The following is a 25,580-nucleotide window of genomic DNA, read 5'->3' as shown; positions in this document are numbered from 1 at the left end:
GGCTGTGATATGCGCCTTGAAGTCCCCCGGTGAAAGCTGCTCCCGGCTGCGCCGTTCTTCCTGTAAGAGCGATTGCAGCGCGTCCGGGTCGTCGGGTAGGGCTTCAAAGCGTTCAAACTTCCCAAGCTGCGGGTCTGGGTTGCCGTTGAAGAACCGTCCGGCGGGTATCTCCCTTTCCCCTCGCTCATAAATCAGCTTCACCGTATCGGCGGGCAGCTCCTTTTCCTTGACGCGCTCATAATGTTTAGTGTAGTCCAGTTCGTACAGATTGCCCTTGATTTTCCCGCGCTCCTTTCCCGTCAGCTCGATTGCATAGGCAAGAAGGCGGTCACTTGTCTGCTCCATGTAGAAACGCCATGTGTTGTGGGGCGCGGTGTCTTTGAGGAAAACGTCGCGCTCCCGGAAACAGTGCGTCCCGGACGGGCGGCAGAACCACAAAAGGGTCTTGTCCTCCCTGTTGGGGCTTGCCGCCGCCTTTGCGATAATCTCTTTGTCAATGTCTAAGTCGCTCTGGTAAAAGCCTGTGTTCTGCTTCATAATCGCTTCAAGGGAAGCGAACAAATCCACGTTTTCAAATTTACTCTGTTCCGGCATGGGTCAGCTCCTTTCCAAGTCCGGTGACTTCTGCTTTGCGTTTTTCTTCTGCGCCTTTTCCTTGTCGGCTCTAAGCTGCGCCCGGATAGAGGGCTTCTTTTCCGGCTTCGCTCCCTTGCCGCGCTCCTTGTCGGCTTTGACAGCGTTAGCCAGGTCAACAAGGGAAATCTGCTCACCCGCCTTTACCTTTGCTTCCAGTTCGTCAACGGTGGGGGTGTTGTTGATGATACCGTCAATCATGTTTCCGTTCTGCTCTGTGGTCTGCTCGGCGGTTTTCAAGGGATTGTCCCGCTGCGCCTGTTCTGTGGCAACGGCAAACGCCCGCGTCCCGTTCCCCATAATCAGATACTTTCCGTCGTCCGACTGGTGGTGAAAGCCATATCCGGCGGCTTCTATCTGCTCCCGGCTCATGGCGGTCACATGGAAAGTCCCCCTCGGTGTTTTGACAGTTTCGCCCGTTTCCAAGTCGTCCGGGGTAAGCTGCTTCTGCTCCTGTAAAAACTCCGGCACTTCCCGGAAACCTATACTGTCAACGAAATGCGCCGCGTCCTGTCCGTCCTGATGAAGCACTACCACGTCCGAAACGGAAAGGCTGTGTCCCTTAAAATCTTTGGGGTGGTCGATATTGAAACGGGTGTAAATATCTTCAAGGGAAGTTTCCGGCGCAAGGGGCGCGGAATAGACAAGCTCATAGTTCGCCCTGTCAACCACATTTCCCGTCGCCTGCAGGCGGTCGTAAGGCTCAAAGCGGAAATCCCTTGTTTCGTCCCCGCCCTTTATCTGGTAAATGGAAAAGGTGTCTTTGTCCTGTCCGGCGGTCTGCGCCGTTTCCTGTGCCTTTGCGTAAAGCTGCTTTATGTCGCCCTCGGTCAGCTCGCCGCTTTTGAGCTGCCCCATAAGCTCGCGGCATTTCTCCGGCGTTCCCGTATAAAGCACGTCGCCCATTTTCGCCCGCCCGTTCTCCTGTGTCACATAGGCTTGCAAGAGGTAGCTGTTATCCCGGCTGTCGCTGTAAGGGTTCCGGCGTACTCTGTAAATCGTTTCCGGGGTAAAGGCTTCTTTCGGGGCTGCGCCCGCTTTTTCCTGTGCGCCGGATTTTCCCGGTGCGGCTGCTTCCGGCTCCGGCTTCTCTTTTCCGGCTGTATCTGCCTTTGACGGGGCTTCCGGCTGCGGCTGTTCTTTCGGGGCTGCCTTTTCCTCTCTGGTGGGCTGCTCCTGTCCGGCGGTCTGCTCCTTGTCCTGTGCCTTTTGCAGCTCCGCAAGATTTTCGTCTATTGAATTGATAATCTCGGCGGCTGCGCTGCGTATCGTTTCAAGGGAGCTTTTCAGCTCGGACAGCTCCCGCCCGCTGCTCCACCCGGCGACATAGCCGAAAGAGTAGTCCGACGTGTCAAGCCCGTAATGTTGACAGACGGTATAGGCGACGCTTTCCGCTTCGACTTCGCGGGTGCGGCGGTCAATGTGGGGCTGCTGCTCGTCCTTTGGCGCGTTGAGGTCAATGTCGTGCAGCTTCGCATGGGCGATTTCGTGAATAGCGGTCTTTAAGGTCTGTAATTCGCTCATGCCCTCGTTGATAGCAATGCGCTTGTCCTCCAAGTGGTAGTAGCCATGAGAGCCGCCCTCGATATTCTCAAAGGCGATAGGAACGGGGGAAGTCTTTTCAAGGGCTGCGAAAAAATCCTTGTAGCGGTCAACGTCGCCTGTCAGCTCGTCAACGGCAATGTCCGGCAGCTCCTTTCCCTCGGTCTGGGAAACGTCAAAGACGGATACCACCTTGTAGGCGGGTATGGTGACTTCCTTTTCCTCGGTGACAGGCTTCCCGTCCTTGCCGATTATGGGCTTCTGCGTGTGCGGGTCGATTTTCTGCATTTCCTGTTTGATTTTATAGGGCGACGGGGCAATGATTTTAATTCCCTTTTGCCCTTTCATCACGTTTCGCTCAAAGTTGTTCTTCCAAGCGGAAAAGCCCGCCACAAGGGAAGCGTCCGGCTTCTGCATGGCGATAAGGACGGTGTTTCGGAAGCTGTAATTATGGAATTTTGACATGACTTTCAGATATTCCTTGTAACGCTCGCTGTCAAAGAGTTCCGCAATACCCTGTTCCAGACGGTCGGTAATCTCTTTTAATTTCTCGGCGGGCTTCTCGCTCGTCAGCACGATAGGGATAACCGGGCGCGGCTCCTGTGGCTGCTCTGCGGTCTGTGCGGTTCTCTGTCCCGGCGCGGCTGCGTCCATTTCTACCTTTTCCGGGTCGGGGCGTGACCGCTGCGGGGGCTGCGGCGTTACCCGGTATTCCTGTGGCACGTCGCGCCCGTCGTACCATTCTGTAAAGGTGTTGCGGTTGTTGTAGATATAGCCCTTTTCGGTAAACATACCGTCGTCGTTAATGGAAGCGTCCCGCCCGTATTCCTCATACATGAAATACCGTTTCACTTCGTCGGATAGCTCCGGTTCTTCCAGTTCATCAACCAGATAATGCCCGTATTCTTCTTCACTGTGGACGGACGGATAAAGCCAGTAGCAGTCAAGGTTTTGTGCAAGGTTGATGATGTCCTGTAAGCTGTCGGCATGGTCGCCGTATTCAATGGCTGCAATGAATTTCTCCCGGTCGTCGTCAAACTGCATTTCCAAGAGCTTCCCTAAATAGTTCAGCTCGTCGGGGTGGGAATACTCGCTTAAATGTTCCGTCAAGCCGGGGATAGGGGATTGAAATTCTGTGAAATGCCATTCCTCGTAGTGCTTGAAGTCAATCCCGATACGGTCAAAGACTTCTTTCAGATGTTCGGCAGTCGTGGGGAACGTCACCCATTCGCCCGCGGGTCTGCCCTCGGTGTACTTCCCAAGATTGGAAAGATAGCCGCTTAAAATCGGTTCTGCCATTTGTCTGCTCCTTTCTTCGTTCATCATGCGGTGCATAAGCTCGTAATCTTCGTAGCTCTGTCTACCGTCAAATACATAGGGGTCAAAATCCTCCCCGTCCCGGTAGGGCTTTTCGGAAAAGGGAAGCCCCGCTTCATGGGCTGCGGCTCTCGCTTCCTCGATAACCTCCGGGGGAAGCCTGTCGTCATGCGCCCCGATAAAACCGTCAATGTCGTTCATGCTGTTTTCATAGTGGTAGCGCACTCCGGCGGTCAGCTCGTCAAGGCTCATGTCCTCGCCTAAATGCCCGCAGTAATAACCGTTTAAGATAACGGCGGCGGGGTCGGTGCTTTTGATTTCCTCTAACCGGCTCCTGTCCTCTGGGTAGAGCGTGTCGTCCATATCAAGATGAAAATATTCCGCGTTCCATGAACGCCCCTGTTTCCAGAACGCTACCCATGCGATACCGTCCCTAAGCTCGTCTTGATAGTCCTTTACGGTGTCCCGTAAACTTGCCATAAATGAAAACCTCCTTTCTCTGCGTCAGCGTCATAAGCTGCATTTTTTGGCTGCATAGCCTACTACGGTACACCCGCATTTCTGCCAAAGATTTATGAAAATTTTTAGAGGGTGAAGCCCTCCGCAAAAAGAGGGTTTGGGAAACTTCCCAACAAGCAAAATCCCCGTCCGGCGCGTCAGCGGCAGGACAGGGATTTACGGAAGTGGGTACCCGCTTCCTATGCTTGCTATTCAAGTTTTTAGTTCTTCTGCACTTCGATACGGTAGTTGACGTATTTCCCGCCAGTATCGGCTAAAACGATAGTTCCGTCGTAGGTCTTGCCTGTTTTCGGGGAGTAGAGTTTCTTCACATTCGCCTTGCCGGATTTAAGGAGCGCGGCGGCAATCTTCGCGGAAAAAGCGGTCTTGCGTTCCTCAAAAAAGCGGTCGTTCTTCCACATGACAAAGGCACATTCTTTGTTGCTGCAATAGTAGTTTTTCTTCCCTTCATGGACGGGGGAACCGCAACGGGGGCATTTCCCAATAGAGGGCTTTTCCTCCCGGAACAAATCCTTTTTCCCGTCCAGTGCTGCGGCGTGTGTCTGAATAAGCTCCCGCGCCATAGCTTCAATGCCGGACAGAAATTCGCCGGGGTCTGCGGCTCCCTTTGCTATCTGCGTCAGATTGTTTTCCCATTCTGCGGTAAGCTGCGGGGAAGTGAGCATATCCGGCAGCACTGATATAAGGGCGGCTCCGTTTTGCGTGGGGATAAGCTGCTTCCCCTTGCGCTCTGCAAAGCCGCCCTTTACCAGTTTTTCAATGACGGCGGCGCGGGTGGCGGGAGTGCCAAGCCCCCGGCGTTCCGCGTCCGGGTCGGTGTCCCCGTTCCCGGCGCGTTCCATAGCCGACAAAAGGCTTGCTTCGCTGTGGGGCTTCGGCGGCGTTGTGGTATGCTCCGTTACTTTTGCGGCGGGGTTAGGAAAGCCCTGTCCCTCGGAAAGCTCCGGCAGCGTCACGTCTGCATTTTCCCCGTCCTCCGCTTCGGGCTTATCTTTCAGCGTCGCCCGGTATCTGCGTTGAAGCTCTTTCCAACCCTCCGCAAGTACGGTCTTTCCCCTTGCGGTGAAGTCTGTCCCGGCGCATGAGAAAACCGCCGTAACCGCTTCATAAATATGCGGCTCGGCGGTGGCAAAAAGCAGACGCGCCCCCGCAAGGGTAAGGATATTCTTCTCGCTTTCCGGCAGCGCGTCCGGGTCAGCCTTTGCAAGCTCCATAGTGGGAATGATTGCGTGGTGGTCTGATACTTTTTTACTGTCTAATACCTTTACAACCTCCGGCGTGAAGTCCGCGCCCGCCATAAATGGGAGTTTTTCGCAAAGCAGCGCGATAATGCCCGCTGCGGTGCCGCCCATGTCGTCAGTAAGAAAGCTGCTGTCCGTCCTCGGATAAGTCAAGAGCCGCTTTTCATAAAGGGCTTGTGCAAGGTCAAGGGTCTGCTTCGCGGTGTAGCCGAAAATGCGGTTCGCTTCCCGCTGCAAAGAGGTAAGGTCAAAGAGCTTCGGTGGGGCTGCGGTTTTCTTCTCTCTGGTGAGGGAAACGCATACCGCCGTTTGTGTTTCGCAAGCCCCTTTCAGCGCGGCGGCTTCTGCCTTGTCTGAAATCCTTTCACTTGCCGCTTCCGCGCCGGATAAATCAAGGCGCACATGATAATATTTTTCTTTCTGGAAATGGGAGATAGCCGCGTCCCGGTCGGTAAGCATTTTTAAGGTCGGGGTCTGGACGCGCCCCACGTTCAAAGTCTTTCCATACAGGCAGGAGAAAAGCCGGGTGGCGTTAATGCCGATAAGCCAGTCAGCCTTTGCGCGGCAGAGTGCAGACGCAAAGAGCGCGTCATAGTCCCGCCCGTCTTTGAGGGAAGCAAAGCCCGCCTTGATTGCCCCGTCCTCCATTGAGGAAATCCACAAGCGGCGCATGGGCTTCTTGCAGCCCGCCGCTTCGTAGACAAAGCGGAAAATCAATTCTCCCTCGCGCCCCGCGTCACACGCATTTACCACTTCGGAAACGTCGGCGCGGTGCATAAGCTCTTTTAGGGTTTTGAATTGCTTCCCCTTGTCCGGGTCAACGGCGTACTGCCATTCCTCCGGCAGAATGGGTAAGCTGTCAAGCTGCCATTTCCTATATTGTTCCCCGTAGGCGGCAGCTTCCGCAAGTTGTACCAAATGCCCGACGCACCATGAAATGAGGTAGCCGCCGCCCTCGATATATCCGTCTTTCTTTTCCTTAATGCCAAGCGCGGCGGCGATAGTCTGCGCCACGCTCGGCTTTTCTGCAATCACAAGTCTAAGTGCCATGAAAAAATCCTCCTTTCAGCGTTCCGGCTCGCTTGCCTTTTTCTCCTGTGCCTGTTTCAGACAGTAGCCCACACAAGGGAGCTGCCCTTTGTACGGACAGGAAGCGCAAGCCGGGGAATGGGGAACGGGCGGCGCATTGTCACGCCGCCCGCCCGGTCTTTGTATCATCATCTTTTCAAAGGGATTGTCGGTAAACAGGGTCATGCTTCCTCGTCCTCCTGTTCTTCATCAGAAAGCCCGTCCCCCTCGTCCGGCTCCGGCTCGTCCTCGTCGTAGTCGTCAAAATCGAAATCTTCAAGGTCGGTGCCGCCCTTGACGTTCTGCTTGCGTCTAATAAACTTAAAATAATAGAGTGCGCCCCCGCCGCCAAGAAGTGCCACGACAAGGAAAAGCATAAGCCCGCCTGTATTGCCTTTTTCTTTGGGCTGCTCCGTCGGTTCCTCGGTTTCCGGCTCCGCTTCCTTTCCGCTGCAAGCGGTCATGTTGTCCTTGCAGACGGGGCAGCTCACATTTACTTTCCCGGCTTCGCATTTCCCGGTGCAACTGCAAACGGCGGGCGGGGCTGCTTCGGTGCTTCCGTCCTCCATAAGTGCTAAGAGGTCGGCTTCGTCCACTTGATTAAGGAAATGTACGGTGTCCTCGCCCTCGTCGTCCCGGTCAATGAGAATATAAAAGTAATTGCCGTTTTTGGTCGTTACGGTGATAAGCTGCTTGTTGCCGCCGAAATCGTCTACAAGGGTCGCGTTCCCGTCCGGGGTGAGGGGTTCTTCCTTTTGGGGTTCCTCGTAGACAACGCCGCTGTCATTGGTAGCGTCCTCGCCCTCCGGGGTCTGTGCAAAGGCGGTGACGGAAAAGCCGCCCATAAGTACAAGGGCGGCGCAAAGTGCGGTCAAGGTTCTAAAGATTTTCTTATTCATTCTCGGTGTCCTCCATTTCTTCGGTGTCGTGGTCTGCGGGTTCTGCGGGGTAGCCCGGCGCGGCTTCCATGCCCGGAATACCGCCCCCGGAAAGCATAGCGGAAAGCTCATGCGGGGAAAGGCGCATGGAGCGCACAAGCTGTACGATTTGCAGGTTTTCCGCTTCGGTTTTCTGCGCTTCAAGCCCCCTTAATTTGTTCTGGTACTCGGTGATTTTCTCGCGGGTCTTTGCAATCTCCTTGTCGATACGTTCAATTTTGNTCATAGCCATAAATCAATTTCTCCTTTCAGATTTTCAGTGTTATGTTTGTTTTTAGTTCCAGTTCATCAGCCCATATCCTTTGATACAGGAATAATTGACGGGGTAGCTCTTTATCTTGCAGGCGTCGCCGGAATTGCCCTCGACGGTATAGACGCGCTCCCCGTCCGTCCCGATAACAAGCCCTACATGGTCTGCGCTCCCGTCCCCGTCCCAGTCGAAAAAGATAGCGTCGCCGGGGGCGATATTCGCATAGCCCCTCGCGCCCCATTGCCCGCGTGACTGGNACCAGGGTACGCCCTGTGACTGGCACCCGGCAAAGCGCGGCTCGGATAGCCCCGCCTGTCCGTAGCACCACGAAACGAAACAGGCGCACCATTCCACGCGGCTGTTAAATCCGTACCAGCTCCAAAAGGGTCGCCCGCCCACGTTGCCGACTTGCCGCTTCGCAAGGTCTACAACGGCGGTGTTGCCGGGGCGTGTGCCGTTTACAAGCTGTACTCCGCTTAAATCCTCGGACGCGCCCATATCGGGGGAACCGCCGCCGAAAATCAGCGGTTTGTTGCCGCTTGTTTCCAGATAGACGCGGTACATTTCAAGCTGCTCCGGCGTTAGAAGTTCCTCCGCAATCTCGGAAATGGGCTTGTTTGTCAGCTTCACGTTAAGGATATGGTACTCGTAGGGTACTTCCTCGGTGGTCGTTTCCCCGGTTTCCGGGTCTGTGCTTGTTTCTGTGCGGTAGCGGATTTCCGTTTCTTCCGTCAGCGTCAAGGTGTACTGCATGGCAAAGACGCGGTTTAATTCTGCCTGTGCGCTCTGCGGGGTGTAGGTCTGTAAAAGTGCGGTGAGGTAGGACGCTAACTCATGGGGGTTATGCCCGATACTGTCAAGGTCATAGCGGTATTCATCATAGCCGGGGTGGGTGCTTTCGATATTGTCAATCTGCTGCTGAAGCTCGGCTTCCTTTGCGGCGTAATTATTTTCCGTCGCCACAAGGTCGCTGTCCTCCGACGTGTAGGAAGTCCCAAGTATGCCGTTCATCAAGCCGGAGAACATGGAGCCGCAAGAGGAAAGCCCCGCCGATACCATGATGAATAAGAGCAGCGCGGCAACGGCGATACATACGCCCGCCGGGTGCCGCCCTACAAAAGCGATTGCCTTTTTTGTTTCCTCGGCGGTCTTTTTTGCCGCCTTGCGGGTGTTCTCTGCGGCTTTCTGCGCCGTTTTTGCGCCGCCTTTCCTTGCCGCCTTTGCATACTGCCGCTTGATTTGCTGCTTCTGCATGAAGCGGGAAAGGGGATTGCCCGCAATCTGCGGATTGTCATGCAGGGCTTTGTGGTACTGGAAATCCACATTCGCCTTGAACGCCGCTTTCTCTGCCTTTGCCGCCGCCCGGTAGGGTTTGAGCTTGTGGCTGCGGTAGCCCTCCTTGACTTTCCGCGCCCCGTACTTTGCGCCGCGCTCTGCCAGTTCTTCGGATTTGTGCGCCCCCTCAACGCCGGAATTGTCCTTTTCAACGGAATGTATCTTGTTGTGGACGAAAATACCCGCTTCCTGTGCGGGGCGGGATAGCGGGTTATTGTGGGGCTTATTCTTTCCTATGGGCTTTTCCCGTTCCTCAAAGCGTAGGCGGGTCTTGCCTTTCCCGGTGGCTTCATCAAAGGTGCGCTCCCGTACAAGTTTCTTTTCTTTGGGGATAGCAGCCTTTGCCGCGTCCAGACGGTCGGCTGCTTTGTCCGATTTTCGGATATACCTTTCAAGCTCCGGCGTTGCCCGTTCCTCGTCGGTAAACTGCAAACGGGAAGATTTTTCTTTTGCTGTGGCTTCTGCCTGTGCTTTCCTCGCCGCCTTTTTGCTCGCCTTTCTGGTACGCGCCCCGTCGATACGTTCCAAGACGCGCTCGGCTGCTGCGGTGTCCTGTTCCCGTTCTGCCCCCGGCGCATGGGGAAGCGGCGGCGCGGCGGCTGTGGGCGCGGGAGCTGCGCCGCCCGGTAGGGGCTGCGCTGCCTGTTCCGGCGGCTGCGGTGCTTCGGTCTTTGCAAAGTCCGCGTCCCTTATCCGCTTGCTGATACGTTTCTTTTTCCCGGTGGCGGCGTTTACCTCGACAGCCCCCTCGCGGGTCATTTTCAGCATGGTCTTGTCACTGGATTTATACTGTTTCATGGTCTGCCACCTCCTTTTCCCAGACGCACCATTCCGAACATTTCCCGGTTTCCATGTCCGCGATATATTTTAAGATTGGGTAAACCTGTGCCGGCACTACGGCGTTCCCAAGCGTTTTTAGGCGTTTTGACCTGTCCTTTGTGTTCGGGGACAGCCGGGGAATATCCGTAGGCTCTATGCACCAGAGGATATTTCCGTCCACCCCTGTGGGAAGCCCATCAGCCATTCCACCCATTCCGGGTTGAAGCGCAGGGACGGGTCTGTTACCGGCGTCAGAAAATAGATTGTTTCCGAAAGCCCCGCCGACCAGTACCTCCCGTCCCGTTTCTTCCGGCGGAACGCCCCGTTTGGGGATATGCTTATCCGTTCCGTCCTTGTCCTTGAGCCTGTGTCGGCGGCAAGGGGAGTAGGAAACATCAATCCCCACGATAAAAGTTCGCTTGCGTTCATGCCATGCGCCGACGGCACAAGCAGGAAGTACGAATGTCCAAACAGCATATCCCGCTTTTGCCAGGTCAATGAGCGTTTTGTGGAACCCCATATTGATGAAGTTAGCAACATTTTCGCCAAGCACATAATGGGGCCGGAGTTCGTTAATGACGCGGCACATTTCCGGCCAGAGGTAACGGGTGTCCTCAAACCCCTTTTTTGGCCCGATACTGGAAAAGGGCTGGCATGGGAAGCCGCCGGAGAGCAGCGTGAGTTCTTTTTTTCCTGTCCGTTCATAGAAAGCCTCCTTTGTCAGAGTGTGTATATCTCTGAAACGTGGAACGTCCGGCCAGTGCTTTTCCAATACTGCGGTTGGGTAATCCGCCCATTCGCACTGGCAGACGGTTGTGAAGCCTGCGGCTTCGGCGGCTATGTCTATGCCGCCTATCCCGGTAAACAGGCTTAAATGTGTCAGTGGTTTTATATTTTTTTCGTTTTTTATCATGCTTCGCCCACTTCCTCCGGCTTCGTCGTCATTACCCGGTAAAGCTCGGTGTCTTTCGGGAAGCGGTCTACAAAGGGCAGCACCACGTTTCCGTAGAAGATAAGCCCCTCGCCCGCTTCGGTGTGGGTGACATATTTCATCTGCTGCGGGGAGATGTTGAGCTGCTTTGCAAGGATAGCCCGGTCGCCCGCCGCCTGATTGAGCATGAGGACAAAATCAGAGTTTTCAAAGATATTCTCCACTTCGCGGGAAGCAAGCAAATCCTTGACGTTCTGCGTAATGGCTGTGGGTATGCCGCCCCATTTTCTGAAACGCTTCCAGATTTCAACGGAATAGGCGGCGGTCTGTTCCTCTTTCAAGAGAAGATGAAATTCGTCCATAAAATACCGGGTGGATTTCCTTTCTGCCCGGTTGACGGTGACGCGGTTCCATACCTGGTCCTGCACAATGAGCATACCTAATTTTTTGAGCTGCTTCCCAAGCTGCTTGATGTCAAAGCAGACAAGGCGGTTTGAAAGCTCTACATTCGTCCTGTGGTTAAAGACGTTAAGGCTCCCGGAAACATAAAGCTCCAACGCCGCCGCGATACGCGCCGCTTCCGGCTCCGGCTGCTTCAAAAGCTCGTCGTAGAGGTCGCCCAAAATCGGCATTTTTTCCGGGGCGGGGTCTGCAAGGAAAGGGCGGTACACGTTCCTAACAGCGCGGTCAATGACGGTCTTATCGACGGGCTGCAAGCCCTCCTTGCCGCCTATGACAAGCTCGCAGAGGGAGAGGATAAAGTCGGATTTCAGCGCAAGGGGGCTGTCGTCCTCGGAATAGTTGAGGTTAATATCCATAGGGTTCACATACTGGGGCTTCCCGTCAATGCCCTTGCCCGTAGGCGATAACCGTATCACTTGCCCGTCAAGCCGCTGCACAAGGGAAAAATACTCTGCTTCCGGGTCGCAGATAATTATGTCGTCGTCGGTAATGAGGAAAGCGTTTGTCATTTCCCGTTTGGCTGCAAAGGATTTCCCGCTTCCCGGCGTACCCAAGATTAAGCCGTTGGGGTTCTTTAGCTGCTTGCGGTCGCAGAGTATCATGTTGTTAGACAGGGCGTTTAAGCCGTAGTATAAAGCCGCGCCAGATTGAAAAAGCTCCTGTGTGATAAAGGGGATAAAGATAGCGGTGCTTGACGTGGTAAGCCCCCTTTGAATGGGGATAAGGTTCTCCCCAAGCGGTACAGAGGACATAAGCCCCGCTTCCTGTTGGTAGTCAAGGCGGGTTAAGGCGCAGTTGTTCTTCTGTGCTATGCCCGCCGCCGCGAACACGTCGTTTTCCAGTTTCCTTTTTGTGTCTGCCATGTTCACCACAAGGAACGTCAAGAGGAACATTCTTTCATTCCGGCTCTGCAAGTCCTGTAAGAGGTTCTTCGCTTCGCTGCCGAAAGTGGCAAGGTCGGACGGGATTATATCCATGTCGTAGCCGCTGCGTACCGCTTTTTTCTGTTCTTCGATTTTCATTTTGTCAAGGTCGGTGATTTTCCGCTTGATTGTCTTTATGGCTTCGGTCTGGTCGATACTGTGGATATGCAGATTGACGATAACGCCCGTTTCCAAGTCCAGAATGTCAGATAAGATACGGTCGTTTAATTCCGGCGCAAGGATTTCAAGGAATGAAACCGCGCCGATTTTGCGCCCCATGCGGAAATACCGCCCCTCGCCAAAACGGAAAGAGGACGGGGCGATAAAGTCCTTTGTGGAAAGCCCGGACGGGGCAAGCCATGAAAAATCAAAGGCAAACTGCCCGCCCTCCGGGTGGAAAATGCCATGCAGCATTTTAAGGCGTTCATAGCCTGTCATGGGGCGGGCAGACACGCCCAAGAGCTTAAAGTTGTTGAGTACGTCCGTTTCGATACGGGCAAGGCGGGATTTCGCCGCGCCCAGACTGTCGGCTTCAATGGCAAAGGTGATATATTTTGCTTTGACAAGCCCGTTGTTTCCCTTTGCAAGCTGGTTTTTCAGCATATCCCGGTATTCTGTGCGGATAGAATTGAAAGCGTCCTCCTGTGCCGGGATATTGACCGCCTTTTCCGCTTCGCCCCGCTGCGTCCCTTGATTGATGAAAGAGAGCTGCACCGAAACGGAAGCGTCAAAGTAGTTGAGGAAGTCGCACCAGTTCTCAAAAATGGCGGTCTTGTCGTCTGCCTGTGCAAGCTGATAGTTAATATCTTCAAAGGCGACGGTCTTTGAGTATTTCCGTCCCGTAACCTTGCAGATACCGTCCGGGTACATCTGGATATAGGGGATTGTCTGCTGCGCGGTGTGGGCTTTCCCGTCGCCCTTTGCCTGTCTGATGATTTCCGCAATCTGCTTTTTCTCGGCGCGGGTGAGCTTGCGGGGCGGGTTAGCCTTTGCGCTTCCCGCCGCGCTGTTTCTTCGTGTTTCCTTTTGCAATCGCTGATACCTCCTTTTCAAGTTTTCTCTGCCGTTCTAAGACGGAATAAAAGTTGTCTGTCCTGTATGGTCGTTCTTTGGGGGCTATGAATTTCGTCCGTATGATGTTCTTCACCACCACTTCAAGGGGCTGTCCATGCTTTTCATACATGGCGAACAGGAAACAGGGNAGCATGACGGCAATCATAGCCATAGACGCAAGGCTTGTGCCTGTGCTGTCTTTGAGCAGAAAGAAAAGCGGCAAGCCGAACAGGAGAGCCGCCGCAAAACATACAATCTGCCGTTTGGTAAGGTTGAACGCTACTTTTGTCTTGACTTTGGATAAGTCTTTGGGTACGGGTACATACGCCAAGTGAAAACCTCCTTTCTCTGGGTTTGGTGTTGCTGTAATTTTCCATAAGGGTAATCAAGGCAAAGGTCAATCTATGCCCTTTGCCCGCCCGTATTATATGGGGGTTATCCGCGTCAAGGTCGGGTCGTATTTTCGCCGCTTCGCTCTGAAAATCTCCACCCTGCCCTTGACACGCCGCTAATGCGCGGAAAAAATCGACTTCGCCAGTGCGCCGGATTTGAACAGGGAGAAACAGAGGATAACGGTATAGGCTGCAAGGGAGAATATCGCGCTGTGCAGGTTGTCCGCTATTATCATGTTGTTTACCAGTACGGCGTAAATGCCGACGCATATCATAATGAGGAAGCCTTGAAAACCGATAGCGAACAGGGATTTTAGGTAGTTGTTTCCTATCTGCCCCCATTCCCGGTTCGTCATAGTTGCAAACGGGATAGGCGATACCGAACAGTAAAGGTAAATTTCTATCATGCGCCCGTAGAGGATAACGGTTATCAGTACGGACATTATCTTCATGCACAAGCTCACAAGGCTTGTTTCCATGACAAGTAAGAGCAGTTCGGGGATTTCCATAGCGTCAAGCCCGCTCTGCATGGAAGCAAGGGCGGCGGCAACATCAATCTCTGTGCTGCCGCCGATTACCCCCGCCGCGCCGGAAACAATGTGCTGCGCCATATCGAACACCGCCATAGTGATGTCAAAGGTGTGCGTCACAAGGTAGACTGCCACAAACGCCTTGAACACCCACTTGAAGAACATGGAAGTGTCAACGTCGTGCATATTGTTCTTTTCCGTTACCATGCTGATAAGCTCATAGCATAGGACGTAGGTAATGACAAGCCCCGCAATGGGTACGATTACATTCTCACTAAGCGTCTGTATCATGGAGAATATATTTGCGTTCCACCCTTGCGGGGTCTGCCCTACCTCTGCGGCGATAGTGCCGACTTTCTCGTTTACGTCCCCGAACATAGTTGACAGATTACCGTTTATGGCTCCTATGAGGATTTCCTTTATCCATTCGTTAATCGCGTCAAGTATGCTCTGCATAAGCCTTTACCCGCGCTTCTTAACCGAACAAGCCGGAAAGCAGCGGTACAAGGGTCATGCCGATAAGGGCAACGCCGCCGCCCGCCATAAGCTGCTTCATGCCCTGGCTTTTCGCGCCCGGATTGTCGTTGCCGTAGCCCTCCATCAGATTGATTACGCCCCAGATACCAAGCCCGGCTCCAAGTGCTACAACAAGGGTCTGCAAAACGTCTACTGCGCTATTGAAAAATGCCATAAATATATCCTTTCTGCCGCGTCTGCGGCTGTCCGGCAAGCGGACAAAAGGCGGTCAGCATATGCCGCCGCACAAAAAAACCGCCCTCTGGTAAAGGCGGCTGTCCCCGCGCTGCGTAAGTCCTGCGGCGCGGCGGTATTCAGTTGTAAGGGGTGCGGCTCCTGCCGCTGTGTACTGCGCCGGAAAGTGGGGGCGCGTATCATGTAGCCGGTATGGANAGATGTGATTGCTTCAATCGCTCCTTTCTGTGTCCCGCTGTGCTGCCGGACGTTTTTTTCAGACTTGCGGGAAGTGAATAGCTTGCGTAGCAAGGTGTTCGCTTCCTGCAAGTTCACAAAGGGGTAGCTGCCGCAAGGCAGCGTAGGGGAAGTGTAGCTTCCCCTGTCCCCCGGCGGTCTGCCATGCTGTCACTGTTGCGGGATAAGCCCCCGGCGCGTGACATACTCCGTTGCAAAACGGCGGTGTTCCGCTTCCTTTTCCCGCCAATACTCCCATAATGCAGCGTCGGCGGCTTCCGCAACATTCATTAAAAACCGTTCAAGCTGCTTTTGTTTTTCCTCTGCGCTACGTTTCCTCATGGTCTGCGTCCTCCTGTAAGTCTGCCGCGTCAATCTCGTAATAGTCAAAAACCTCGTNGGGCTTGACAATGGCGGGGCGGCGTTTAAGGTGCTTTTCCATGTCAAAGGCGTTCTTCGGGTCTGCGTCGGACAGGTACTTGTATTTCGGGTGCTTCGTTATGTCGAATTTGTCCGAAAAGAACGGGCGCACCCCGCGTAGTTGCAAGATACATTTCCCTCCGTCCATGACTGCGATTTCATCTTCCGTCATAAGCTGCTTTCCCAATTTCTGATAGTTCAGCCCATGCGAAAGCTCCCGCCCCCTTGTTTCGGAAGTGTTGAAGCTGTCTATCGTTTCCTTGCCTAAAATCTCCGATATTTCTTTAAGGGTGGTTTTCTCCTTGCCGCCCAAAAAAAGCGTGGTGTCGCAGTTGCCGACTATGGTATCGGCGTTGTCCTTGTAGATTGCCTTTAGCTGTGACTGGCTCTGCAAGATGATTGACGCGGATATTTCCCGGCTCCGTATCGTTGCAATGAGCTTTTCAAACTTCGGTATCTGCCCGATATTCGCAAATTCATCAAGTAAGCACCTTACATGGACGGGAAGCCGCCCGCCGTATTCATCATCTGCCTTGTCGCATAAAAGGTTGAATAACTGTGTGTAGAGAATACTCACGACAAAGTTAAAGGTGTCGTCGGTGTCGCTGATAATCACGAAAAGGGCGGTCTTTCTGTCGCCTATGGTGTCAAGCTCCATTTCGTCGGTTTCCATAAGCTCCCGCAGCTCCTTAATGTCAAATGGGGCTAACCTCGCGCCGCATGAGATAAGTATGCTTTTTGCGGTCTTGCCCGCCGCCAGTTTGTATTTTTTGTACTGCTTGACTGCAAAATGCTCCGGGTCTTTTTCTTCCAGACGTTCAAACATGAGGTCAACCGGGTTCTGGAAATCCTCGTCGTCCTCGCGGGCTTCCGACGCATTTATCATTTCAAGCAGCGTCGTGAAGTTCTTCTCGTCCTCCGGGGCTTCATACCAGATGTAGCCGATTAGCGCGGTGTAGTAGAGCTTTTCCGCTTTCACCCAGAAATCCTCGCCGGATTTTTCCCCGTCGCCTTTGGTGTTGGCGATAATGGTATTGACTAACTTCAAAATGTCCTTTTCGCTCCGCAGATAGGCAAAGGGATTGTATTTCATGGATTTTTTGAAGTTAATCGTATTTAGCACTTTGATACGGTATTTGTACCGCTGCAACATTTTCCCGGTTTCCAAAATCAGTGTTCCTTTCGGGTCAGTGACGATATACGACGTTGGAAAATCCTTTGACGTACATTGCATGAGCGACGGTTTCACAAAGAACCGGGTCTTGCCGCTGCCGGAACCGCCGATTACAAGGATATTTTTGTTTCTTGCGTATTTCGGCTGCTTCGGGCGGCTGTTCATGGTAAGCCGTTCCGTCTGCGTTAAGGGGATATTATTCTCACATACCGGGTCTGTGTACGGCTTTATGTCGTCAGCCCCGCCCCAACGCGCCGAACCGTATTCTGTCCCACGGCGGTATTTCTTCGCGTTCTTGCCTTTGGTGTAGATAATCAGCCGGACAATGACCGCCCCCGCAATGCCGATAAGTAAGTCTGCCGGGTGGAAGCTCGGCGCGATACTGGAAAAGGCGGCTGTAAAACCGTCCCCAAGATGTAGCAGCTTTGCGCTTGCGTCCGCGCCGGGGGAGAGCCGGACAGCCGCGCCCACTTTATCAAAGAGCCAGACAAAGAGCAGATACGGGAGATTTAGGATAAGCAGCTTCTTGATTTCCGGCTTCATAGCGATACCTCCCTGTCCTTGTTCTTGACCTTTGCCCGTTCCGCGTTCTTGCCCTGTGCGGCGTCTTTGAGCGTAGAGAGCAGCTTTCGGATAGAGGGCTTTTTCTCCTGTGTCAGCTTCTTTGCGGAAAACTCCTTAAAGGCGGCGGTCAGCACGTCCGCGTCCCGCCCCTTGAAAAAAACCAGATAGCGGGGCGGGCTTTCCGTTGCGTCCTTTTTCAGCGCAAAGTCGATACCGTACTTTTTCGCCGTACTCTCAAAGGCTTTGATATTGCCCTCGGTAATCTCAATGTTGGAAACGCCCGCGTTCTGCTTCATAAGCTGCTTTACGCTCTGCTTGCCCTGTGGCGGTTTTGCAAGCTGCTTTTTGCCCTTTGACAGTATGGCTTTCATTGCCTTTTGGAGCGTCTGGGCGGTCAGCTTCCCGGTCTTGATGTAAAGGGCTATGGTCTTTTCGTTTACTTCGTCCTGCAATTTGTCGCGTCCTCCTTTCGCGTTTCTTTATGGGGCGGCGGTCAGATACGCACCCGCAGCCCGTTCAAGTCCTCGGCTCTGATACCCACAAGATACCAGTTGTCGCCGTACTNAATCCGGGTCGGCTTCCACTTGCCCCGCACGAATACGTCAAAGCACTCTCCGCAATGCAGCCCGCCATAGTAGCTGTTTAAGTCAAAGCGGATGTCGTAACGGTCGGTGCGCTCGTCAAATACCAATGCTCCTGTCATTTTCTGTGCCATAATAAAATCCTCCTTTTGTTGTTTTACAGGCTTTCGCCCGGTTTGAATGAATAATAGTCCGGGTCGCCGTACTGCGGCTTCTTCGGTGACAGTGCGCCGCTTGCCATGTCATGGGCGACAAGGGAAGTGTAATAATTGCCGATAGTGGACGGGGCGTTGAAAAGGGCTGCTTTCAGATATTGCTTGATGTTGCGGATTTTGGTTGTGTTCTCCCGCATACAGTCAAGCACAAAGCGGATATGTTCGCCGTCCAGTTTCATAAACTTAGATTTCACAAGCTCTGCCGGGTAGTCGTCCCCCGCAATCCGTACCCGCTTCCTTGCGGTGCATACGGTTTCAAGCATGAGGTCTACAATCTCGTCAAGCCTGTCACTGTCAAACTTCATGTCCTGTTTGAGAATGTGGTAGTCGATATTGTCCTTGATGATTTCCCGGTATATATCAACTGCGCTCTGTGCTGCCGCTTCCGTTCCTTTCCGTTCCGGCGGCGCAGCCGCTTCTCTGCAAGGAGAGGGGTTAGGGGAAAGGATAGGAATGGAATGGGTACTTTGTTCATCAGTAATTATTTTTTCTTTTTTTGGTAAGTCAGTTCTTTGTATATCTTTATTTAATTGCGTTGGATTTTCCAACGTAGGTTTTTCCAATGTTGGTTTTTCCTGCGTTGGATTATCCAATGTTGGATTTTCCAATATAGGTAAATCCGGCGTAGGCGGCTGCGGCTGCTCGAATATCACATAGTCCGCGCCCCGCAAGCGTCCTTTCTCGTCGCGCTCCCTTGAACGGACGATATACCCGGCGCGTTCAAGCTCCTTAATGGCTTCGCGGATAGCGTCTATCTTCTCCCGGTTGATAAGGGATAAGCCTTTCAAGGTGTAGTCCCAATCTTCGGGGAGTGACAGCATTTGCGACAACAGCCCCTTTGCCTTTAGGGAAAGCTCCTTGTTGCGTAGGTGGTGGTTGCTCATTACGGTGTAGCCCTTGTTCCGTTCCACTCTGAAAACTGCCATAGTTCATAGCTCCTTTGCTTTGGATTTGTTACGCAGTAGAAGCGCGGTTTCGGGGGATAAGGTATAAATCCCTTTCCGCGCCAGATACGCGCCCGGAAAACCGCTTGTAGCAAGGCTTTTTCTGCCCCTACTGCGTAACAAAGGGCATGAAAAAAGCGGCGTTCCTGTTCTCCCATGTAGAGAGTAAGAAACGCCGCTTCTGCGTCGTATTCAGTTTTTAGTACAATACCCTGCTTGTCCGTCGCTCGAAAAACCTTGATTTTCCAGTGTTTTCAAAAGTATCGTTATCTAACGTCAGCTTTCAACCGCCCTGGCTTTCAGCGGATGCTTGCCGACATCAAGGCGGGCAAGATCAAGCGGGTGGTCGTCAAGGATATGTCCCGCCTGGGCCGCAACTATCTCCAAGTGGGAATGTATACCGAAATGGTGTTCCCGGAGTATGGTGTTCACTTTATCGCCGTAAATGACGGAGTGGACAGCATAAAGGGGGATAGCGAGTTTACCGCAATCCGCAACGTGTTCAATGAGATGTATGCCAAGGACACCAGCAAGAAAATCCGGGCTACATTTCAGGCCAAGGGCCGCTCTGGTGAGCGCCTTTGTACCATCCCGCCCTATGGGTATATGAAAGACCCGGAGGACAAGAAACGCTGGATTGTGGACGAGGAAGCGGCTGCTATCGTTCAGAAAATCTTTGCCCTGTGCGTAGACGGCCTGGGGCCGACGCAGATCGCCAAGTGGCTGCAACAGAATAAAATCCTGAACCCCACTGCCTACGCCCACGAAAAGGGCTTGCCGGTCTGCAACGCTCCTACGGCTAATNCCTGCAAGTGGACAAACGAAACCGTTTCCCGCATTTTGGAGCGTGTCGAGTACCTGGGCCATACGGTCAATTTCAAGACCAGCAAGCCATCGTTCAAGAGCAAGAAAAAGGTCTGGAATAACCCGTCCGAGTGGGTAATCTTCGAGAATACCCAAGAGGCAATCATTGAGGAAAGCGTGTTCCTGGTCGTGCAGAACATCCGGCAGGCCAGACGCCGCCCGACCAAGATGGGGGACATGGGTATGTTCTCCGGGCTGGTGTACTGCGCCGATTGCGGCGGCAAGATGTACCTTTGCCGGGCTAATCACTTCAAGCCGGAACAGGAGTATTACATCTGCTCCACCTATCGGAAAGACCGTACCCTATGTAAGACGCACTCTATCCGCCGTGTAGTGCTGGAAGAAATCGTACTGCGGAACCTGCGGGAAGCGATTGCCTATGTGACGCAGTATGAGGACGACTTTATCCAGCGGGCGGCGGAACGGAGCCAGCAGGAGCGTGACAAGGCGCTGGCGCAGAAAAAGGCTTTGCTGGCACAGTCTGAAAAGCGCATCGCGGAGCTGGATGTGATCTTCAAGAGGATTTATGAGGACAACATTTCCGGCAAGCTGTCCGATGATCGGTTTATCAAGCTGTCCCGTGACTATGAACAGGAGCAGGAACAGTTAAAGACCGTTGTGGAAACCCTGGGGCGGGAAGTGAAACAGCAGGAACAGAAGAAAACCAACGTCAGGAAGTTCATTTCTGTGGTAAAGAAGTACACGGACATGACCCAGCTTGACGCCACTATCCTGCGTGAGTTTGTGGAACAAATCAGGGTGTCCGACACCTATACGACCGACGAACAGCAGAAGCGGGTGAAAATCCGGGAGATTGAGATCGTCTATAACTTCATTGGTGCGTTTGATTTTGAGGGAGCGCGGGAGCAATCCCAAACTGCCCAAGACAAAAATATTGCGAAAGTCGGCGCAGCTTAACGCTACGCCGACCCTCGCTTAAAATGTTTTCTTACGTCACCGCCCCATTTGGGGCGGCTTTTTTTCAAGAGCGCAAGCCGGGCCGGCGCATTGGTTCCCTGGCAAACGCAGCGATACGAGACGACAAAAAAATTTTTCCCAGGACTGAAAGTTTCCGCCCCGCTAAATCGTATCCATAACGAGAGCGCTCCAAAGGAGTTGATACCATGAACATAAACCACCAGGCGGAGCGGCTGGCAAACGCCTACGCCGACGCGATTCTCCGCCTCAGCTACACTTATTTAAAAAACACCTACGACGCACAGGACGTCTGCCAGACGGTTTTCGTCAAGCTCCTGACGGAGCCCCGGGAATTCGNCAGCGCCGGGCATGAGCGGGCCTATGTCCTGCGCATGGCGGCCAACGCCTGCAAGGACCTTTTGAAAAGCCCCTGGCGGAAGCGGACCTGCGGCCTGGAAACCGTGCTGGAGGTCCCCGCCCCGGAGGCGGGGGACGGCTCCGTGCTGGCGGCGGTGAACGNGCTGCCCGCCCACTACCGCACGGCAATCTACCTCTTTTACTACGAAGGCTACCAGGCGGCGGAGATCGGGAAAATTCTCGGCGTGCCCACCGCCACGGTTCACACCCGCCTGGCCCGGGGCCGGGCAAGGCTCAAGGATATCTTAGGAGGTATGGACTATGAGCGATCTGTTTGATTACAAAAAGGAGATGAGCGAATTGCGCTTTACGGAGATTCAGAAGAAAGCCCTGGCGGAGGCCGCCGCCTCCGCCGCCCGGACCCCGGCAAAACGCCGCCGCCCCGTGTTCCGCACGGCCCTGATTGCCGCCGCCATGGCCGCCGTGCTGGTGGTGGGGTCCAGCGCGGCGGGGATTCTGCCCAGCCCCGCGGAGATTTTCACCCCTCTGTTCGGCGGGGCCGAGGCCCAGACGGAGGTCATTGACAAGATCGGGCGTCCTATTGGGGCATCGGACACAGACAATGGAATCACCATCACAGCGGAAGCCATCATGGGCGACCAGTACAACGCCGTCATTGTCTACACCCTCACCCGGGACGACGGGGAGCGCTTCCTGCCCGAGGGCAAGAGCCTGGACGAAGCCCATCTGATGATGGGCGGTTACGGCGGGGCCAGCTGGGTCAAGGGCGGCGGCCATGGCTCCAGCTGGTTCGTGGACGAGGACCCGGAGGACGACCGGATTCAGCTGGTGGAAACCGCCTCTTCCGACGTGCCTTTGACCTGCGGGACCGCCAACGCGGAGTTCCAGGACCTGCGCTGCATGGCCCCGGAGGCGGACCGGGACGAGATTCTCTATCNAGGCAAGTGGAAGCTCCGCTTTGAGGTGGACTACGAGGACTGCTCCGTCCGCCTGGGCGGCGGCGAAACCGTCTCCCAGGACGGCCTGAACTTCACCATCGACGAGGTGTCCGTCTCCCCCATCGCCGTCCGGGCGGCCTACACAGCGGACCTGGCGGTGGTCTGGGACAGCATGGCCTCCAGCGGGCGGCAGAGCGCCGAGGACGCCCGGCAGGCCCAGCGGTATTTGGAGAACATCGAAATTCTCCTGACGAAAACCGACGGCACGGTCATTGACCTGAGCGATTCCGGCGGCGGCATCACGCCGGACTATGAGGCCAATGTCTCCCACTGCACCAAGGGAGCGGTTCTGGATGAGATCATCCCCCTGGAGGACATGGCCTCCATCTCCGTGGGCGGCGTGACCTACGAAATTCCCCACAGCTGAATCCACAAAGAAAGGCCGGGACAATTGTCCCGGCCTTCGCCTTACTCAATTTCAATATGTACCGACTCATGGAACACCGGCTCCACCAGCCCGGGAATCTCCACCGCGTCGGTGAAATGGAGCTCCTCCGCGTACTCCTTCAAGAGGGACACAATGTAGGGATGAGGCCGCTCGTCGGGCCGCCCCGCCGCCACGCTGACCACCATGGTCTTGGGGGCCAGGCGGCTGATGGCCTNGCGGTTGCAGGANNACAGNGACGCGTGGTGGGGCACCTTCAAAATGTCGCAAGGGGTCAGGGTGTCGTTGTCCCAGACGGCGCAGTACATGTCGCCCCCCAGGACGATCTCCTTCCCGTGGTAGTACAGCCGCTGGCGGANGCTGGAGATGTTCATGGCCTTGGTCCAGCGCATGAGGTCATAGCGGTTCCGCTCCCCCCGGAAGGCCGCGTCGTACACCGCCTTCTGCCGGGGGTACAGGGAGGGCTCGCCGGGGAGGATCTCCATGGTCAGGTTCTCCGTCAGGGGAAGCGTCTCCACCTTGTCCCCGGGGATCTCCGCAAACTCCCCCACCCGCCCCGGGTGGTCCCGGAGGGCCGAGGCGTAAATATCCAGGCACCGGAGGAGGTTCCTCGCCGCGCCGGGCAGGCCGTTGTCCCCGTCGGGGTCCAGGGGGCCGTGCCCCTCCGGCGGGATGTAGGCGGAAATAAACCGGTCCACGGTTACCGCCTCCAGCACCCGGCCAAGGCCCCCGATGTGGTCCCGGTGGAAGTGGGTGGCCAGGAGGACGTCCAGGCGGCCGATGCCCTGCTTTTTCAGAAAATCCCCGGCGTAAATCCGCTGGGACCGGGGGTCCAGCTCCCCAGGGTGGTCGTCACGGACCAGATTGTCGTGGCCGCAGTCCACCAGCATGGCAAAGCGCCGCGCGCCTCCTTCCAGCTCCTGCACCAGAATGGAATCCCCGTTGCCGACGTTGATGAAATCCAAAACCAGCATCAACCATTCCCCCTCACTTTTTTATTTAAGATAGGATACCATAGCCCCGGGGGGCTTGCAAGGAAAAGCCTTCCTCCGCCCCTTCCAAAATTTCAGCCCTATTTTTGACATCCTGCTAAAACCCGGCTCCGGCCTTTTTCCGGGCGGCGAAGCCCTCTTTTTCCCCTCATCTTCTGGACAGGCGGGGAATAGGGTGTTATAATAAACTTGTTAGGGTATCTCTTATAAATGGGAGGAAGCAATCGGTTTTATGGATAGTATGACAATGGGTTTATGGACCACGCTGCTGGTCACCGCCGCCGCCGGCATCGGCGGCACCGGGCTGGGAGGCACGCTGGCCACACTGTTCCGCCGGGACTCCGGCCGGGAGGCCAGCCTGCTTTTGAGCTTCGCCGCCGGGGTGATGGTGTCGGTGTCCTGCTTCGGCCTTTTGACGGAGGCCGCCGCCCCGGGCGCCATGGAGCTGGTGGCCCTGGGGGTTTTCCTGGGCTGCGCCGTCACCGCGGGGCTGAACGCCCTGCTGGACCGGGGTCAGCCCACCGGCGGGCTGGTGCTGGCGGGGCTGGTGATGGCCGCCGCCATCGCCCTGCACAACGTGCCCGAGGGCATGGTCATCGGCGCGTCCTTCATCGGCGGCACGGTCCGCCAGGGCTGGACCATGGCGGCGGTCATCGGGCTGCACAACATTCCGGAGGGCATGGCCATCTCCGCCCCCATGGTGGCGGGGGGCGAGCGCCGCTGGCGGGCGGCGGGCCTGGCGGCCCTCTCCGGGGCCCCCACGGTGCTGGGGGCGGCCCTGGGCTACTGCCTGGGCACCCTGGGCCCCACGGCCCTGACCCTGACCCTGAGCTTTGCCGCCGGGGCCATGCTGTACGTGGTCTTCGGCGAGCTTTTGCCCGAGGCCGCCAGCCTTTGGAAGAGCAAGCTCCCCGCCCTGGCGGCGGTGCTGGGCATCCTGGTGGGGATGCTCATTGACGGGTGATTTCGTTTCCTCAAAGTGCGCACGCCAAGGACCTCTCCGCCCCGGGCGGTCCGCTGCCCCGCCGGGCCGGAGCGGCGGCGGAGCCCTTGCTTTTTAAAAATTTTTTCCTCCGGTTGTACTCCCCCGTGCAACGGCGCCCCGGCGGGAACCGTTGTTGACGGCGCTGTTCTTCGGCGCGTGAATTGACGGCGAGGAGGAACTTTTCATGAATGGAACGACACAAAAAAAGCGCCCGGTGCGGAATCAGGACGTCCGGGCGGCTATCGAGGGAGCGGGCCTGCGGTACTGGTGGGTGGCCGAGGAGCTGGGCATGGCCTGCGGCACCCTCTCCAACCACCTGCGCAAAGAACTCCCCCCGGAGGAGCGGGAGGCGGTCCTGACCGCCGTCCGGCGGCTGGCGGAGCGGCTGGGCGCCCCCGCCCCGGCATCCCCCCGCCGGGAAATGACCCTGGAGACCCGGTCTACCGTTTCCGCTCCGATCTGGCAATGAAAAACAAGGCGGCATGGCTTTCAGCCATGCCGCCTTGTTTTATTCCCCTCCGCACAGCGGGCGGTAGTACGCCACCAGCAAATCCACCACCATCCCGTAGGACTGGATGCCCCGCTCATCGCCGTAGCTTTTCAGCAGCCCGTCATAGACCTTGTTGCTGGCCTTCTGGACCGGCGTGTCCTGAAACTGGGCCCAGTAGGCGTTGTTATAGGCCAGGTCCAGCCGGACCTCCTCCGGCAGGGCCTCCCGGATGGCCCGGTAGCCCTCCGGGTCCTGGGAGTACAGGGCGTTTCCCAGATAGACGTACCCGATGAGCCAGCCGGAATAGATATACGCCGGGTCGGAGCAGGTGGTGGAGGCCAGCACCGCCAGGAAGTTGCACTCCTGCTCCGAGGCGAAGCCCCGCTGGTGGNCCAGCTCGTGGGCGATGGTGGAGGGCAGCATGCAGGCGGGGCTGTCCACGTTGACGTTGGACTCCCCGGTGAAGGAGCTGTAGAACCCGGTGAAATCCATGGCGCTCATAAGCCGGGAGAAGGCCATGGGCTTCACGCCGGGGTCGTCGAAGGCCAGGAAGGGAAAGTCCTCCGTCAGGCCGTCATAGGCGTGGACGCTGTTTTCCAGAATCTCCTCCCGGGGGACGGCGAAAAGGCCGTGTTCATCCCGCTTTACATCCCCCGCCGTCTCGGACACCCGGTCCGCGAAGTACTTTGTCACCGCCCGCAAATCCTCCAGGGCCACGGGCTGGGCGTAAATCCCGGACCGGTCCTGAAAGCCGTCGGTCCAGTAGTTGACCCCCCATAGGAGACAGAATCC

General features: G+C 55.6%; 22 protein-coding genes and 1 pseudogene. 5 read left to right on the top strand and 18 right to left on the bottom strand.

Going from position 1 to position 25,580, the window contains the following annotated elements; all coding sequences use genetic code 11:
• The 16 genes and pseudogenes from JX325_RS03265 to JX325_RS03190 form a co-directional block, all read right to left on the bottom strand.
• Positions 1-594, bottom strand: a pseudogene (locus JX325_RS03265) (hypothetical protein); the annotation flags it as partial.
• Between the two features lie 3 nt (positions 595-597).
• Positions 598-3,972, bottom strand: a complete 3,375-nt coding sequence (locus tag JX325_RS03260) for an antirestriction protein ArdA (RefSeq protein ID WP_204789748.1) — start codon at positions 3,970-3,972, stop codon at positions 598-600.
• Positions 3,973-4,211: 239 nt separating this feature from the next.
• Entirely contained in the window at positions 4,212-6,302 is a 2,091-nt protein-coding gene (locus JX325_RS03255) for a DNA topoisomerase 3 (protein WP_204789747.1), read from the bottom strand.
• A gap of 15 nt (positions 6,303-6,317) precedes the next feature.
• A complete protein-coding gene (locus JX325_RS03250) occupies positions 6,318-6,506 on the bottom strand; it encodes a hypothetical protein (RefSeq protein ID WP_204789746.1) in 189 nt (62 codons plus the stop codon).
• Entirely contained in the window at positions 6,503-7,219 is a 717-nt protein-coding gene (locus JX325_RS03245) for a DUF4366 domain-containing protein (RefSeq protein WP_204789745.1), read from the bottom strand. The genes JX325_RS03250 and JX325_RS03245 overlap by 4 nt, the downstream gene beginning before the upstream one ends.
• Positions 7,212-7,490, bottom strand: coding sequence for a DUF4315 family protein (locus JX325_RS03240; RefSeq protein WP_204789744.1), 279 nt, complete (start codon positions 7,488-7,490; stop codon positions 7,212-7,214). The genes JX325_RS03245 and JX325_RS03240 overlap by 8 nt, the downstream gene beginning before the upstream one ends.
• Positions 7,491-7,532: 42 nt before the next feature.
• Complete coding sequence (locus JX325_RS03235) at positions 7,533-9,602, bottom strand: CHAP domain-containing protein (RefSeq protein ID WP_204789750.1); 2,070 nt, start codon at positions 9,600-9,602, stop codon at positions 7,533-7,535.
• Positions 9,603-9,627: 25 nt separating this feature from the next.
• On the bottom strand, positions 9,628-10,554 hold the full coding sequence (gene dcm / locus JX325_RS03230) for a DNA (cytosine-5-)-methyltransferase (protein WP_347563186.1): 927 nt from the start codon (positions 10,552-10,554) through the stop codon (positions 9,628-9,630).
• Positions 10,555-10,571: 17 nt separating this feature from the next.
• Entirely contained in the window at positions 10,572-13,010 is a 2,439-nt protein-coding gene (locus tag JX325_RS03225; RefSeq protein WP_204789743.1) for a VirB4-like conjugal transfer ATPase, CD1110 family, read from the bottom strand.
• Positions 12,961-13,362: a PrgI family protein gene (locus tag JX325_RS03220; protein ID WP_204789742.1), complete on the bottom strand. Its 402-nt coding sequence runs from the start codon at positions 13,360-13,362 to the stop codon at positions 12,961-12,963. Before JX325_RS03220 ends, JX325_RS03225 begins: the two co-directional genes overlap by 50 nt.
• A 177-nt stretch (positions 13,363-13,539) precedes the next feature.
• Positions 13,540-14,409: a VirB6/TrbL-like conjugal transfer protein, CD1112 family gene (locus tag JX325_RS03215; protein WP_204789741.1), complete on the bottom strand. Its 870-nt coding sequence runs from the start codon at positions 14,407-14,409 to the stop codon at positions 13,540-13,542.
• A 19-nt stretch (positions 14,410-14,428) separates the two neighbouring features.
• On the bottom strand, positions 14,429-14,644 hold the full coding sequence (locus JX325_RS03210; RefSeq protein WP_002569168.1) for a Maff2 family mobile element protein: 216 nt from the start codon (positions 14,642-14,644) through the stop codon (positions 14,429-14,431).
• A 564-nt stretch (positions 14,645-15,208) separates the two neighbouring features.
• Complete coding sequence (locus JX325_RS03205) at positions 15,209-17,017, bottom strand: VirD4-like conjugal transfer protein, CD1115 family (protein ID WP_204789740.1); 1,809 nt, start codon at positions 17,015-17,017, stop codon at positions 15,209-15,211.
• Positions 17,014-17,490, bottom strand: a complete 477-nt coding sequence (locus JX325_RS03200; RefSeq protein WP_204789739.1) for a PcfB family protein — start codon at positions 17,488-17,490, stop codon at positions 17,014-17,016. Before JX325_RS03200 ends, JX325_RS03205 begins: the two co-directional genes overlap by 4 nt.
• Before the next feature lie 41 nt (positions 17,491-17,531).
• Positions 17,532-17,753 (bottom strand): DUF5348 domain-containing protein, encoded by a 222-nt coding sequence (locus tag JX325_RS03195; protein WP_204789738.1) that lies wholly within the window; start codon positions 17,751-17,753, stop codon positions 17,532-17,534.
• A gap of 23 nt (positions 17,754-17,776) precedes the next feature.
• Positions 17,777-18,760: a DUF6017 domain-containing protein gene (locus tag JX325_RS03190; RefSeq protein ID WP_204789737.1), complete on the bottom strand. Its 984-nt coding sequence runs from the start codon at positions 18,758-18,760 to the stop codon at positions 17,777-17,779.
• Between the two features lie 234 nt (positions 18,761-18,994).
• Here JX325_RS03190 and JX325_RS03185 point away from each other — a divergent pair, with 234 nt between their 5' ends.
• From JX325_RS03185 to JX325_RS03175, 3 genes are all read left to right on the top strand, one after another.
• Positions 18,995-20,560 carry a recombinase family protein gene (locus JX325_RS03185; protein ID WP_307819241.1) on the top strand — a complete coding sequence of 522 codons (1,566 nt, stop codon included), beginning with the start codon at positions 18,995-18,997 and terminating at the stop codon, positions 20,558-20,560.
• A gap of 206 nt (positions 20,561-20,766) precedes the next feature.
• Positions 20,767-21,255: an RNA polymerase sigma factor gene (locus JX325_RS03180; protein ID WP_204789735.1), complete on the top strand. Its 489-nt coding sequence runs from the start codon at positions 20,767-20,769 to the stop codon at positions 21,253-21,255.
• A complete protein-coding gene (locus tag JX325_RS03175) occupies positions 21,239-22,303 on the top strand; it encodes a DUF4179 domain-containing protein (RefSeq protein ID WP_204789734.1) in 1,065 nt (354 codons plus the stop codon). The genes JX325_RS03180 and JX325_RS03175 overlap by 17 nt, the downstream gene beginning before the upstream one ends.
• Before the next feature lie 41 nt (positions 22,304-22,344).
• On the opposite strand, the gene JX325_RS03170 is transcribed toward JX325_RS03175, so the two are convergent.
• Entirely contained in the window at positions 22,345-23,295 is a 951-nt protein-coding gene (locus tag JX325_RS03170) for a ComEC/Rec2 family competence protein (protein ID WP_204789733.1), read from the bottom strand.
• A 250-nt stretch (positions 23,296-23,545) separates the two neighbouring features.
• Here JX325_RS03170 and JX325_RS03165 point away from each other — a divergent pair, with 250 nt between their 5' ends.
• Complete coding sequence (locus tag JX325_RS03165) at positions 23,546-24,277, top strand: ZIP family metal transporter (RefSeq protein ID WP_243413890.1); 732 nt, start codon at positions 23,546-23,548, stop codon at positions 24,275-24,277.
• Between the two features lie 205 nt (positions 24,278-24,482).
• Complete coding sequence (locus JX325_RS03160) at positions 24,483-24,767, top strand: hypothetical protein (RefSeq protein ID WP_204789732.1); 285 nt, start codon at positions 24,483-24,485, stop codon at positions 24,765-24,767.
• A 39-nt stretch (positions 24,768-24,806) separates the two neighbouring features.
• Here the strand turns inward: JX325_RS03160 and JX325_RS03155 are convergent.
• Positions 24,807-25,580, bottom strand: a 774-nt coding sequence (locus JX325_RS03155; protein WP_204789731.1) for a DUF3810 domain-containing protein, incomplete at its 5' end; no start/stop codon positions are given.

This window comes from Oscillibacter sp. CU971, assembly GCF_905219725.1.
GTDB lineage: Bacteria > Bacillota > Clostridia > Oscillospirales > Oscillospiraceae > Oscillibacter.
This window is presented reverse-complemented; position numbering and strand designations above follow the sequence as displayed.

Bases quoted from the DNA above. Each gene is read 5' to 3' on its own strand.
- JX325_RS03245 (WP_204789745.1), bottom strand. From the start codon at position 7,219: ATGAATAAGAAAATCTTTAGAACCTTGACCGCACTTTGCGCCGCCCTT.
- JX325_RS03250 (WP_204789746.1), bottom strand. From the start codon at position 6,506: ATGACCCTGTTTACCGACAATCCCTTTGAAAAGATGATGATACAAAGA.
- JX325_RS03260 (WP_204789748.1), bottom strand. From the start codon at position 3,972: ATGGCAAGTTTACGGGACACCGTAAAGGACTATCAAGACGAGCTTAGG.
- JX325_RS03210 (WP_002569168.1), bottom strand. From the start codon at position 14,644: ATGGCATTTTTCAATAGCGCAGTAGACGTTTTGCAGACCCTTGTTGTA.
- JX325_RS03160 (WP_204789732.1), top strand. From the start codon at position 24,483: ATGAATGGAACGACACAAAAAAAGCGCCCGGTGCGGAATCAGGACGTC.
- JX325_RS03215 (WP_204789741.1), bottom strand. From the start codon at position 14,409: ATGCAGAGCATACTTGACGCGATTAACGAATGGATAAAGGAAATCCTC.
- JX325_RS03165 (WP_243413890.1), top strand. From the start codon at position 23,546: ATGGATAGTATGACAATGGGTTTATGGACCACGCTGCTGGTCACCGCC.
- JX325_RS03255 (WP_204789747.1), bottom strand. From the start codon at position 6,302: ATGGCACTTAGACTTGTGATTGCAGAAAAGCCGAGCGTGGCGCAGACT.
- JX325_RS03190 (WP_204789737.1), bottom strand. From the start codon at position 18,760: ATGGCAGTTTTCAGAGTGGAACGGAACAAGGGCTACACCGTAATGAGC.